This window comes from Paenibacillus sp. MBLB1832 (genome assembly GCF_032271945.1).
GTDB classification, from domain to species: Bacteria; Bacillota; Bacilli; order Paenibacillales; family NBRC-103111; genus Paenibacillus_E; species Paenibacillus_E roseopurpureus.
The window spans coordinates 1,935,772-1,949,552 of the sequence record NZ_CP130319.1; the positions used below are offsets into that span (position 1 = coordinate 1,935,772).

Genomic DNA, 13,781 nt, shown 5'->3' on the forward strand with positions numbered 1-13,781 from the left:
ATGCACGCAAATGATACGAAGCCTTACTCTCCTTTTCGTTTCTTTCTTAATAAATTTATGAAGCAGCGTCTAGCGGTTATCGCTGGATGTATGATCATCCTCATTATTTTCATTGGACTGTTTGGCACATGGATTGCACCTTACGATGCTGCCATTCCTGTAACTGAGCAGTATGCAGACAAAGGCATTTCTGTGGAGGATCTGACAAGCCGTGATGTTCAAATCATCGGGATTTCGGGCAAGGGAGCGGAGATAGCGGCGAAAGATTTGGTGAAGCTCACTTCGAGCAGTGACCACTCCGAGGTCGCGAAGGCATCCCTCAATGATCAGACCGCGAAAGTGAAGGCGGTTTCAAGTGGAACAGCTGCGATCCTATTTTGCTCGGAGGGTGCTTGCTCGGCCTTACAAGTAGGCGTATCGGATCAAAGCGGTCTGCCCATTCCTGCTTTTGTATCAGCGTCGACTCTGGTAAAGGAACATAAAGTTGGTGATACCGATCAACTTCAGCCTGAGGTTCTTCTAACGGATGGCACAAAGTTATCGGGTTTAGAGGCCATTGCTGACTACTCGAAGTCACATGGGCAGAAGGCGCAGACCGAAGATAATGGCTTTGTGACCGGCGGCGCTAAGAAAGCGGAGTCTGGTTTGCAATTCGAGTCCATGACGCCGCAAATTGTGACGGTTGATAAGGATGGGAAGGTTCGCGCTGTTAGAGAAGGAGCGGGACTTATCAAGATCTCTTATGGCTCCGTTTCTTCTCTGGTGCCCCTCGCAGTTGGTGCAGGAAATACGTATCCTGGATTGACGCAGCTCAAGCTATCGGAGGGGAAGATTGCGTTAGAAGGGATTTACAAGCATCAACAACCTTCCCTTCGACATTGGTTTGGGACCGATCACGCGAACCGTGATATTTTCAGCCGGGTACTTGCTGGTACGCGTCAAACCTTAATCATCGGATTCGTTTCTGTCTGTATCGGCGCCCTTCTTGGTATTGTGTTTGGTTTGTTGGCAGGGTACTACGGTCGCTGGACCGATATGCTAATCTCGCGCGGTTCTGATATTTTGCTTTCCTTTCCAGGTATTTTGCTCGCCATCTTCGTCGTGGCCGTGATTGGTCCAGGGATGATCAATATTATTATGGCTGTCGCTGTTTTTACGGTGCCGATTTTTATACGGATCGTTCGCGGAAGTGTACTTTCCCTTAAAGAGATGACGTATGTGGAAGCCGCTCGCTCCATTGGTGTGAAGGATTCGGTCATTATTTTTCGGCACATTTTCCCAGGTACGCTGTCCGTTGTCATGATTTATCTTACGATGCGTATCGGAAGCGCGATTCTCATTGGAGCTGGGCTTAGCTATCTCGGACTTGGCGGCGATGTAACAGCGCCAGAATGGGGATCGATGCTGAATGCTGCGAAAAATAACAGTATGCAGCAGTTTTTTCCATTGTTCTTTCCCGGTATGGCAATCGTGATTACGGTACTCTGCTTTAATCTACTCGGGGACGGACTAAGGGATGCGTTAGATCCGAAACTCAAGGAATAGAGGACTTACACCATGGACAAAAAACTACTTGAAGTAGAAAATTTACGGGTTAATTTTAAAGTTGACGGCAAGGAAGTTTCGGTTGTGAATGGTATTTCCTTTGGCATCAAGGAGGGTGAAACGGTAGGTGTCGTCGGTGAATCGGGGTGCGGGAAAAGCATAACCTCACTCTCCATCATGAGGCTTATTCCAAGTCCTCCAGGGCGCATTGCCGAAGGTCGGATTACGTATAATGGGCAGAACTTACTCGAGCTAAAGGAAAGTCAGATGCAGAAAATTCGCGGTAATGACATCTCGATGATTTTTCAAGAGCCAATGACCTCACTGAATCCAGTCCTCCGCGTGGGTAAGCAGCTGGATGAAGTCATCCTGCTTCATAATGCGGTATCGAAGAAAGCGGCTAAGGAGCGATCGATTGAGATGCTGCGCACGGTTGGCATTGCACAAGCTGAGCAGGTTTATGCGAGCTATCCGTTTCAACTCTCTGGCGGTATGCGTCAGCGGGTCATGATCGCGATGGGGCTTGCTTGTGAGCCAAAGCTGTTAATTGCCGATGAACCAACGACGGCGCTCGATGTGACTATCCAAGCCCAGATTCTAGATTTGATGCGTCAGCTTAAGCAGAAAACGAATACCTCCATCTTACTGATCACGCATGATCTCGGTGTTGTCGCCGAAATGTGCGACTATGTCGTTGTCATGTATGCCGGCGAAATCGTTGAGGAAGCGGATGTCGATACGTTGTTTCATGATCCTCAGCATCCGTATACCAAAGGGTTGCTGTCCTCCATCCCAAGACTGGGTGAAAAGCGTGATCGTTTGTATTCCATACCGGGGCAAGTGCCGCCAGCCGGAACCATTACTTCGGGCTGTAAATTTGCTGGACGTTGTTCGGAAGTGCAGGATGTTTGCCGAACGACGAGTCCAGAGCTCATTTCAGTGGGCATGAAGCATCGCAGCCGTTGCTTACTTCATCACGGCAAGGGGGCCAATGTTCATGAATAAGCCATTGCTTGAAGTTAGAAATTTACAAGTGTATTTTCCAGTTAAATCCGGTCTTTTCCAGCGCGCGAAGAAATTTGTCAAAGCTGTAGATGATGTTTCTTTTGATGTAAATGAACGTGAAACGCTTGGTATTGTGGGTGAATCGGGGTGTGGTAAATCAACAACGGGGCGAGCCGTACTTCAGTTGATCCCGCCAACTTCAGGTTTTGTTCATTTCGAAGGCGAATCGTTAGTTGGATTGAAGGCTGATGAATTAAGGCGGAAACGGCAGAACATGCAGATGGTGTTCCAAGATCCATATTCATCCTTAAACCCTAGATTAACAGTGGAGCGTATACTAGCAGAGCCCCTGCAAGCACATGGCAAAGGCAGTCAGGAAGAACGCAGGGCTCAAATCCTCGAAGTCATGGAGTTATGTGGACTTAGCCGCACCTATATCAACCGTTACGCGCATGAATTTTCAGGCGGACAGCGGCAGCGGATCTGTATTGCAAGGGCGTTAATTTTGAAGCCTAAACTGATTGTTGCCGATGAGCCTGTCTCAGCGCTAGATGTTTCCATTCAATCTCAAATCTTGAATCTCATGCAAGATTTGCAGCGAGAGCTTGGGCTGACGTATTTATTTATTTCCCATGACTTAGCGGTTGTTAGACATTTGTGTACACGAGTAGGCGTGATGTATTTAGGTCGGATGGCAGAAATTGCCCCTGTCGAGTCGTTGTATGAGACACCGCTGCATCCTTACACGCAAACGCTGCTTTCAGCTATTCCGAAAGCGAGCCCTCGTGAAGCGAAAGAACGGATTATTTTGCAAGGGGAAGTTCCTTCACCACTAAATCCGCCATCGGGTTGTGCCTTTTCTACCCGTTGTCCTCATGTAATGGATCGCTGCCGGTCAGTTCGCCCAGAACTTCAAGAGGTAGGCTCATCTGGTCATAGGGTTGCTTGCCATTTATACGATTCTTAATAAACAAAACCTAATAAAGGGGTGAGGACTGTGGGAGAAAGGTTAGTCGTTGTCAAACGAGGAGATCAAATTGAAAGCGAGCACACGGGTCATATTGCCGTTGTGGATGCTTCGGGTGAGCTTATTGCAAGCCTGGGCGATCCTAGGCGGATCACATTTGCTCGCTCTACACTGAAACCGCTTCAGGCTATACCGCTCGTTCAATCTGGCGCATCGGAACGATTCTTGATGAGTGCCAAGGATATCGCCATTTGCTGCGGCTCGCATAATGGAGAGGAACGGCACGTTGAAACGGTCCTTTCCTTGCTATCGCGGATTGGACTCGATGAGCATCGTCTGTGTTGCGGTGCACACGCGCCTTACGATGGGGCCAGCTATGAGGCGTTGCTGGCACAAGGGAAGAAGCCAACAGTGCTGCACAATAATTGTTCGGGGAAGCATGCAGGCATGTTGGCGCTTGCTCTTCATTTACACAGCGATATCGAAGGCTATGGCGAACTCCAGCACCCCGTTCAACAGCGCGTTTTTCATACGCTTTGTGAATTAGCCGAGCTGCTGCCAGAGGAAATTCAAATCGGAACGGATGGCTGTAATTTACCTACTTTTGGCGTACCCCTGCATAAATTAGCGCGTGTTTTTCAGTTGTTTGCCAATCCGAATGGCATTGAGAGTCATTCTTTGAAATTAGCTGTAAGACAAATTGCAGCTTCCATGATGGAACAACCGGAAATGGTTGGAGGTTCGGATGTGCTTTGTACGGATTTGATGAACGCGCTGCCGCACCGCATTATTGCCAAGGGCGGAGCCGAAGGTGTGTATTGTATGGGGCTCGTGGATAAAGGGATTGGCATTGCACTCAAAATCGATGATGGCAACTATCGGGCAGCCTATCCAGCTGCAATTGAAACACTCACGCAACTCGGCCTCATTGATCAGCGTGAGAAGCAATTACTTCATGGGTACCATTACCCTCCGGTTACAAATCGCAGCGGACATATCGTTGGCGGCATTGAGCCAGTATTTTCTCTTCATTTTGAAAAGGGGGCGAAATAGCATGATTTCCTTCTTACGCCTATCGCCGACAATTAAGTTGAAAATAACCTTGTTAGTTGCATTAGCTGCCGTTTCCATGGTCATTCTGGCCATTGTGGTGTCGGTTACGATGTACAAAATGGCGAGTATCGACCGTCAAGAAAATCGCTTGCAGCAATCGAAGGCACTCGGCGATCGTATCGAGGCAGATATGCTTTCTGCGCGTAAGAATGAATCGGATTTCGTGCGAACCCAAAAGCCTGAACAAAGTTCGGCGGTGAAAGAGCAAATAGCGGCTTTGCAAGGACATATTAAAGATCTGCAGGCGACACTTTCTACCGATGAAATTCATATGAATTCAGAGAAGTTGATGTCTTTATCCAATGAGTACCAAGATCGGTTTGAAGAGTTGATGAAAAATGTGACGGGAACACAAAGCTTGACCACGGATATGGTATTCGCGGCAGAGGCTTTCCGCGGCATTGTTGAGAATAAAAACGAGAGTGGTCTACTGTTGCAAATGTATATGATTCGCCAGATCGAGAAAGATTATTTGCTTGGACGAGATGGGGATTTACTTACCGTATTTGATAAAAATGTCGCGGCTATCGAGAAAACCGTCCGACAAAGTAGTGCATTTTCAGGGGCTTCGCAGGATATTTTGCTGCGAAATATGGATAAATACAAAGCTTCTTTTGTCAAAATGACGAGCCTCTATCAAGAGCAGCCGAAACTGCTTGGGAAGTTCGCGGCGTTAAATGAAGAAATTTCAGCTAAAATCACTAGCTTGAATACCTATTTGAAAACAGAAACAGATGCTTCCATAGCCAGTAAGTCAAAGCTAAAATCGACGATGCAAGTCATTCTCCTCCTTTTCACGTTTATGATGACGGCAGCGATGATCACCATAGGCACGATGTTGGCAAGCTCGATGAATCGCTCCCTGCGAAAGCTGCAGGAAGGTACACGTATTATTGGCGGGGGTAATTTGGCTTATCGTGTTGATGTACAATCGTCCGATGAAATTGGCCAGCTGGCTGCAACGTTTAATGAAATGGCTGGTGAAGTGCAGAAGGCTTTCAAATATGTGGTGGATGTATCGGGGCAATTATCCGAAGCTTCAAGTAACCTTCTCGCTATTTCCGAGGAAACTTCGGCACATACCCAGGAAGTAAGCCGTATAGCAACGACAGTAGAAGAAGGTACGGTTGATCAAGCGGATCAGATCGCGCTAGGCTTCCATTTGCTTCGTGATATGAACCTCCAAACGCAGCAGGTGAAAGAAGCTGTTGCTGAAATCGCCTTGCAGGCCGATCGGTCTACAGATAAAGGTGCGGAAGGTATGGCGGTTGTGGCTGATTTGGAAAAGGTGTACCTCGACTATATGGGTGTGGGTAAATCGTTGTTTAAACGTGTCGAAGGTGTGGAACAGCATATCAGTCAAATGGTAAAAATGATTGCAGGTATTGAGGAGTTTTCCAGTCAAATAGGGCTCATTTCCTTGAACGCATCCATCGAAGCGGCTAGAGCAGGTTCGTTTGGACGCGGCTTCGCCGTTATCGCGGAAACCGTGAAGGATTTGGCGGAACGGACGAAGGCGCAAAGTTTGGATATGCGCAGAATGTCCGCACTTATGCTTGGAATGATGAATGAGCTCGAGCAGGATACAAAAAGGCTGGAAGCGGGCGGAAAGATTCAAGGAGAAGCTGTTCTTCAAACACGGGTTGCCTTTGTTCAAATTGCGGAGCAGCTTGAACGGATTCGAGAGCATGTTGGCCGTGTACAGGACTCCCTGAAATTCGTTACGAATTCCACCAATGAGCTTACAGACGCGATGAACGGCGTACAGGTTGTCTCTCATCAATCCAAAGAGGCTGCCAAAGAAGTTGCCGCATCAAGCCGCGAGCAGTTAGTAGCTATGGAAGAAATTAATGAGGCCGCTGTGCAGTTGGAATATTTTTCGGAACACCTACTACGCAATATTGAGCAGTTTACTCTGTAGATAAAGGAACGGTGTTTATAATGGTGTATCGGGTTGAGAAAGATTTCATAGGTGAAAAACAAGTGCCAGCAGATGCATATTACGGTATTCAAACGATGCGCGCTGTAGAGAATTTTCCTATCTCAGGTGTCAAAATTCATGCAGAGCTGATCACAGCTTTGGCCGAGGTGAAACAAGCGGCTGCACTGGCAAATATGGATACCCATATGCTGCCCAAGAAAATAGGGGAGGCCATTGTAAAAGCTGCTGTTGAAGTGAGAGGCGGACGCTGGCTGGAACAATTTATTGTCGATTCCATTCAGGGTGGGGCGGGTACCTCCATTAACATGAATATGAACGAAGTATTGGCGAATCGTTCCTTGGACATGTTGGGTCAAGAGAAGGGCAGCTACTTTCACTGCAATCCGAACAATCATGTGAACATGTCCCAATCAACGAATGATGTGATCCCCACTGCGATTAAAATCGCAGCTTATCGTTTAACTGAGGATCTAATCGAGGCGCTTTCGTCACTCCAACGTGCTTTTGCTAAGAAGGAAGCCCAGTTTGACGATGTGATTAAAATGGGGCGTACTCATCTCCAGGATGCTGTTCCGATTCGAATGGGACAAGAATTTGGCGCATATGCGCGCGTTTTGCAGCGCGATATCAATAGAATTAAGCAAGCTTCGGTAGGGCTGTTGACCGTGAACATGGGAGCTACGGCCGTTGGAACGGGCTTGAATGCGAAACCAGAGTATGTGGAGCGCGTCATGTTCCACTTGCGTGAACAAATTGGTATCCCTATTGAGAATGCGGAACATCTCGTAGATGGGACGCAGAATATGGATGCCTACACAGCGTTATCGGCCTCGTTGAAGGTATGCGCAGTGAACTTGTCCAAAATCTGCAACGACATCCGATTGATGGCATCAGGACCGCGTGTTGGTTTAGGTGAAATTAAGCTGCCGCCTCGACAGCCTGGCTCGTCCATCATGCCAGGGAAAGTAAACCCGGTAATGCCAGAAGTTGTGAACCAAGTGGCCTTCCAAGTCATCGGTAACGATCACACCATCTGCCTAGCCTGCGAAGCGGGGCAATTCGAGCTGAACGTAATGGGACCTGTTCTGGCATTTAACTTGCTCCAGTCACTCAAAATACTGCGCAACGCAGCCGACGTCTTCGAACGCTTCGCGATCGAAGGCTTGGAAGCTGACCGCGAACGTTGCAAAACGTACGTCGAGCAAAGCTTTGGCATTGTCACCGCCTTAAACCCGCACCTTGGCTACGAAGTGGCTGCGCAATTGGTGAAAGAAGCGGTGAACACGGGTATGACGCTGAAAGAGCTAATCCTTGAGCGTGGTCTGCTCACAGCCCAGGAAATCAATGAAATCCTAAATCCGATTCAGATGACCACACCGGGCATCGCTGGTGAGCGATTGTTAAGTCCGGCGGAATAGCTGGTGGTAAGAAGGAAAGGTATTTACTTAAGGAGCCTCCCTAAATGGGAGGCTCCTTTGGGTATGCGCCCATGGGCTTAATTAATTATAGGGTTTAAGTGCCGAATGGGCTATGCGGTATAGAGGGTATTGTTGGGATATGGTATCATCCATGCTAGGAGATAGAAGGATACCATCTCATAGTTTAAATCAGGAGGCATCGTAGTTCATGCATTTATTTTTATTAATCGGCCAATCGAATATGGCTGGAAGAGGCGAACTGAGCGAAATCCATCAGCAGCCTAAAGTAGAAAAACATATTTACATGCTGGATGCGGACATGAATTGGCAGACTGCGTGTGAACCCATTCATTTTGACAAGCCTGAACTTGTTGGCGTCGGTCCTGGGCTTTCGTTTGCCAGAACAATTAAGCCCTTCATGGATGGAGAATCGATCGGATTGATTCCCTGTGCTGTTGGGGGGACGAAGATTGAACGGTGGATCTCTAAGGGAGACTTGTATAGGGAGGCCGTTTCGCGTGCAAGATCAGCTATGCAGCGTGGTAAGCTAAGTGGCATATTATGGGCACAGGGGGAGAGTGATTCTGCAGATTTCCTTGATGCTAAGTCCTATAAGGAAAGATTATTTAGCCTAATATCTGACTTGCGTAATGATTTACAAGCGCATAATGTTCCATTTATTGCTTCCAAGTTGGGTGGCTTTATTTTACCGGACTCCTATCCGTATACAAACCTTGTTAATGAAGCACTTGCAGCAGCGAGCGATTCATTTGCCTTCTATAGCCTCGTAGTCTCAAAGGGGCTTTCTCACAAGGGCGACCACTTGCACTATGACACGGAATCCGCAGAGGAACTGGGAAGACGCATGGCGGAAGCATGGTTAAAGGTTGTTAATAAATAAACCGCCACCCGAGCCAGCGTGTGCTGAGCTTGGAGAAGCGGTGTTTGATATACATCCTATGTCTAAGCAGTCGCTCAGAAGGCGCGCGGTTCCCGCGCGCGCCCCTGTGCGTCTCGAGCGACGCACAGGTCAAAATCAAACGTATCCCCTGCGCTCAGGGGATACCCCATGCCTAGCTGGCCGTGGGCCTGCTCGTTGGCGATAATCAGTACCTGATTATCGCCAACGACATGCCCTTGTCCAGCCCGAATCAAGATCGCCGTGTTCTCGTCCACGCCGATCCCGTACCGGCTGTTCAGCGAGCGAACAGCCAAGGGCAGCCGCACTTCCCGGCTTCGCTCGCGGAAGTGCGTATCCACGCAAGCATTAAGCTCGCTTGCGAAGCCAAAGCCCTTCATGCAGCCGCCGGCATCGGGCTGCCCCTCGACGACGAGCGTCGCGCTGGCAATCGGCTTTCGTACTAACTCCAACCCTGCACGATAACCGTTCAGGGTTCCCTCCCCATACGTCCACGTACCTTGGATGGCCGCACCCGCACTGGACCCCCCAATTACCCCTCCGCGATGATAAACCTCGCGGACTGCCTGGAGCAGAGGGGTGTCCTCGCCTTCATCGGTAAGAAGGCAACGCGCATGCTTAGCCTGATCCCCGCCGTTTAGCCAAACCGCTTGCACATTGGCGAGCTGCTCGATGTTTTCATCATCATAAGCAGCCCGCTGATAGTTATCAATGGCGATTGGAATGAACAGCGGTTCAAAGCCATACTTCCGAAACAGCTTGCCATAGCCCGAAAAACCGTCATCATCTACATGATAGGCAAGGCTTGCGGCCCGCAGGCTTGGAGCAGCCGAGCAGAACACAGCAATTTGCGGTCTTTGGTTTGCTTTCGTTGGATGCTCTGCGCCTATGCTAGACAAACCGCCTCCCACTGCGGCATCGTAAAGCGCGCCCCAAACGGCTTTGTTGTCGTCCAATAAGTGGCCTCCTCCAAGGAGGATACTGCCTGATCTTATATGTTTCATAGCATCGTCCATCTTATAAAATTTGCTTTCCTAACAAAGAGCTAATTAAGCCGACAGCTAATTGGGAGGTTTTATTATTCACATCGAGCAGTGGATTGACTTCTACGAATTCAGCGGAAGTGACAATACCGGCTTCATGCAGCATTTCTACAGCAAGATGGGCTTCACGGAAATGCAGTCCGCCATTCACCGCGGTACCTGTTCCTGGCGCTTCGTTCGGATCCAATGAATCGACGTCGTAGCTAACGTGCAGGCCATCCGTGCGGTCTTTGAGGTAATCAATGGCTTCCTGCATCACATGTGCCATTCCTTTGCGGTCGATATCATACATGGTAAAACATTTAATACCCAGTGATCGAATAAGCTTTTTCTCCCCTTCATCCAGGGAACGACAGCCGATAAGGACAATATTCTCAGGCTTCAATTTTGGCTGTAAGCCTTTCATATTCGTCAGCAACGGATGTCCAATGCCTAAACTAACAGCGAGTGACATACCGTGAATGTTGCCTGAGGGACTTGTATCTGCTGTGTTTAGATCGGAATGCGCATCGATCCAAATGACCCCTAAATTCGTGTAATGTGAGGAAAGCCCAGCAAGTGTGCCAATAGCGATGCTATGATCGCCGCCAATGATCAGCGGGAAATCGCCTCGTTGGGCGGCTTGAGAAACTTGTTCTGATAGTCGAGTGTTGATCTCTATAACCTCTGCCAGATAATTCAGATTGGTAATATCTTGTTCGGCATCTATAGCTGTTGCGGTTACTTCGCCTAAGCTGATGTCCGTTATGGAATCGATGGTCAAATCCATCTGCTGGATACTACGAATTAAGCCCGCTTGCATGATGGACTTGGGGCCTTGGCTGGCACCGCGACGACCTGCCCCTAGATCAAAGGGAACGGTAATAGCTGCGATTTTCTGTTGAATGCTCATTAGATCTCCTCCTTAAGTGTGGTTATCGTTGCAAGGAACTCGTTACGAATCTCAAGCAATATATCTGGATTGCTCAAAAGATCATATCCAGTCCATGCGAGTGACTTGGCACCTAACAAAAGAGCCTGCATGCCATCCTCGCTCCCAGCTGCCTCTTTGAATTCAATGGTGTGACCGCCATAGGGGCTATTGGGGATTTGGATATAGGGATGTATGGCGGCTGTCCGTTGACTCACATTCCCAATATCAATGGAACCGTGGTCTAGTCCGTGATGGATCTGTGTGGGATCCACACCGAGCTTAATCAGATTTTGAACGAAAGCTTCAGATAAAGCTTCATTGGTAATTAGATTATCATATCCGAGCTCATAATTAGATATCTGTAATTGCGTCCCTGTCGCAAGCGCGGCTGCGCGTGCGCAGTCTTTGACCTTTTCAACCGTGGTCGCGAGTGTGCTCTTCGTGCGAGTTCGCACATAAAATTGCGCCTGTCCGTGGTCGGGAACGATATTCGCAGCAGTTCCTCCTTGCGTGATAATGCCGTGGATGCGGACATCAGATGAAAGATGCTGGCGAAGGGCATTGATGGCGTTGAACGATAGAATAACCGCATCCAGCGCATTAATACCATCTTGAGGTCTTGCCGCAGCATGGGCTGTTTTTCCGATAAAGTCAAACTGGACAGCTTCCATGGCCATGGATACACCACTTCGCTCATAGAATTGAGAAGGATGCGCCATGAGGGCAGCATCGACGCCATCGAAGAGACCTTGCTCCGCCATCGTTACTTTCCCGCCGCTGGTTTCTTCCGCGGGAGTACCAAAAACAATGACGGTACCTCCGAATTGATCAACAGCTTTCTGTAACGCGATTGCAGCGGTTACGCTCATCACACCAATGAGATTATGTCCACACGCATGTCCAATCTCAGGCAGTGCATCATACTCGGCTAAATAAGCAATGGTCGGTCCAGGAAGTGAAGAGGCATATATGGCTTGAAAGGCAGTCGGTAAGCCGGCTGTGCCAATCTCAACGTGAAATCCATAAGACTTTAATAATTGAGTGAGCAGCTCGCACGCTTTAAATTCTTGGTGTCCGAGCTCTGGATTTTCCCAAATCGTTCGGGAGGCATGAATCCAGATGTCTTTATTTGTTTCAATAAATGAAGCTATGCTTTCCTTTGTCATGCATTTTTCCTTCTTTCTGTAGGCAAATGAGGGAGGGGACTGCTCTATACATTCCCTAGCAAAAAGCGTGCCAGAAGGAACTTGTGTTTTTTTATTTATTTGCGATGTTCTTTAATGGTGGTTGCTCACTATTAACAACCAATAATCACCATAAAGAGGCTATTCCATCTACGTGGAGATTTCATACGATGGAGAATGAATCTTTCAAGTAATTCTGCCTTCTTATCGCGATCCACGTTGTTGGCATCGTTTTTGCTTAGAAGTAGTTAAGGCTATCCTTGCCTACATCTAAGGAGGAATCGAGATAAAATGGAAAAGTCACGGACAACGAACTATAGGGGAAATAGTGTTATTATTCGGTTAGAAATGAAGGTCGACCGCATGGCCTTCGGTGAAGTCGTTACTTCCTTGGCAGCGGTTGGCGGCGATATCACAGCGATCGATATCATTAGTAATGGCGGAGGCGTTACCGTTAGGGATATTACCGTCAATATGCCGGATTCCGTTACTGCGACAGACTTGACCGATGCTTTGAAAAAAACGGCTGGCGTCAGAGTCGTTCATATCTCAGATCGTACGTTCCTACTGCATCTAGGCGGGAAGATTTCCGTTATCCCCAAAACACCGATCCAGAACCGGGATGATTTATCACGTGTGTACACGCCGGATGTAGCGAGAGTCAGTATGGCGATTTATGAGGATCCCAATAAAGCTTTTAGTCTTACGATCAAGCGTAACATGGTTGCTGTCATTTCAGATGGCAGTGCGGTTCTAGGACTTGGCAATATTGGACCTAGAGCGGCTATGCCTGTTATGGAAGGAAAAGCGATGCTTTTTAAACAACTAGGAGATGTTGATGCGTTCCCGATTTGTTTGGAGACCCAGGATACGGAAGAAATTATCACCACCATCAAACATATTTCAACAGCCTTCGGAGGCATCAATTTGGAGGATATTTCGTCTCCGCGGTGTTTTGAAATTGAAGAGAGACTCCGTAAGGAACTCGATATTCCAGTCTTTCATGATGATCAGCATGGGACGGCCGTCGTGGTCTATGCGGGTTTAATTAACGCACTGAAACTAGCGAAGAAATCGATTCACGATGTGCGTGTTGTTGTTGCTGGGATTGGCGCAGCAGGCATCGCTGTCAGTAAAATTTTACTAGCAGCAGGGGTGAAGGATTTGGTGGGGGTAGACGTCGAAGGAATACTTATCCGCACGCAAACCTATGCGAATCCTATGAAACAGTGGTATGCTGAACATACGAATCCATTCTTACGTGAGGGAAGCTTACAGGATGCTTTAATGGGTGCTGATGTGTTTGTCGGTGTTTCTGCAGGTGGTATTTTGAAAAGGGAACATGTACAAAGTATGGCAGAGGATCCAATCATCTTTGCAATGGCCAATCCTACGCCGGAAATTATTCCTGATCTCATCGAAGATATTGTTGCGGTCGTAGCGACTGGCCGTTCTGATTATCCGAATCAGATTAATAATGTGTTATGCTTTCCAGGGATGTTCCGAGGCGCACTGGATTGCCGTGCATCAGATATCAATGAAGAGATGAAGCTTGCAGCTGCGGAAGCCATCGCTTCCATTGTCACTGCGGATGAGCTGAGTAAACAATATATTATACCGAGTGTTTTTAATGATCAGGTTGTCAAAAGAGTACGCGATCGCGTCGTACAGGCAGCTATTGCTACAGGAATAGCGAGACGAATTCCGAGGGAATTCCGCTAATTCTTCAACT

Annotated in this window: 11 protein-coding genes; 8 read left to right on the forward strand and 3 right to left on the reverse strand. The window is 48.1% G+C overall.

The genetic code is table 11. The features are described from left to right. The 7 genes from MJB10_RS08480 (at position 1) to MJB10_RS08510 (ending at position 8,891) form a co-directional block, all read left to right on the forward strand. Positions 1–1,545, forward strand: coding sequence for an ABC transporter permease (locus MJB10_RS08480; RefSeq protein ID WP_314803472.1), 1,545 nt, complete (start codon positions 1–3; stop codon positions 1,543–1,545). 12 nt (positions 1,546–1,557) lie between these two features. After that, the gene (locus MJB10_RS08485) at positions 1,558–2,550 is read left to right on the forward strand and encodes an ABC transporter ATP-binding protein (protein ID WP_314803474.1); all 993 of its coding nucleotides are present in this window, start codon (positions 1,558–1,560) and stop codon (positions 2,548–2,550) included. Next, positions 2,543–3,517 carry an ABC transporter ATP-binding protein gene (locus tag MJB10_RS08490; RefSeq protein ID WP_314803476.1) on the forward strand — a complete coding sequence of 325 codons (975 nt, stop codon included), beginning with the start codon at positions 2,543–2,545 and terminating at the stop codon, positions 3,515–3,517. The genes MJB10_RS08485 and MJB10_RS08490 overlap by 8 nt, the downstream gene beginning before the upstream one ends. Before the next feature lie 30 nt (positions 3,518–3,547). After that, on the forward strand, positions 3,548–4,570 hold the full coding sequence (locus MJB10_RS08495) for an asparaginase (RefSeq protein WP_314803478.1): 1,023 nt from the start codon (positions 3,548–3,550) through the stop codon (positions 4,568–4,570). Position 4,571: 1 nt separating this feature from the next. Further along, positions 4,572–6,551, forward strand: coding sequence for a methyl-accepting chemotaxis protein (locus MJB10_RS08500; protein WP_314803480.1), 1,980 nt, complete (start codon positions 4,572–4,574; stop codon positions 6,549–6,551). Between the two features lie 20 nt (positions 6,552–6,571). Further along, positions 6,572–7,990: an aspartate ammonia-lyase gene (gene aspA / locus MJB10_RS08505; protein ID WP_314803483.1), complete on the forward strand. Its 1,419-nt coding sequence runs from the start codon at positions 6,572–6,574 to the stop codon at positions 7,988–7,990. 208 nt (positions 7,991–8,198) lie between these two features. Beyond that, complete coding sequence (locus tag MJB10_RS08510; protein WP_314803484.1) at positions 8,199–8,891, forward strand: sialate O-acetylesterase; 693 nt, start codon at positions 8,199–8,201, stop codon at positions 8,889–8,891. A 74-nt stretch (positions 8,892–8,965) separates the two neighbouring features. On the opposite strand, the gene MJB10_RS08515 is transcribed toward MJB10_RS08510, so the two are convergent. The 3 genes from MJB10_RS08515 to MJB10_RS08525 form a co-directional block, all read right to left on the reverse strand. Next, a complete protein-coding gene (locus MJB10_RS08515) occupies positions 8,966–9,865 on the reverse strand; it encodes a cyanophycinase (RefSeq protein ID WP_314803486.1) in 900 nt (299 codons plus the stop codon). A 61-nt stretch (positions 9,866–9,926) separates the two neighbouring features. Then, positions 9,927–10,844 (reverse strand): arginase, encoded by a 918-nt coding sequence (gene rocF, locus MJB10_RS08520; RefSeq protein WP_314803488.1) that lies wholly within the window; start codon positions 10,842–10,844, stop codon positions 9,927–9,929. Then, positions 10,844–12,031, reverse strand: coding sequence for a M20 family metallopeptidase (locus MJB10_RS08525; RefSeq protein WP_314803493.1), 1,188 nt, complete (start codon positions 12,029–12,031; stop codon positions 10,844–10,846). Before MJB10_RS08525 ends, rocF begins: the two co-directional genes overlap by 1 nt. Before the next feature lie 309 nt (positions 12,032–12,340). On the opposite strand from MJB10_RS08525, the gene MJB10_RS08530 reads away from it, so the two are divergent. Then, positions 12,341–13,771, forward strand: a complete 1,431-nt coding sequence (locus MJB10_RS08530) for an NAD-dependent malic enzyme (protein ID WP_314803495.1) — start codon at positions 12,341–12,343, stop codon at positions 13,769–13,771. The last annotated feature ends 10 nt before the right edge of the window (positions 13,772–13,781 follow it).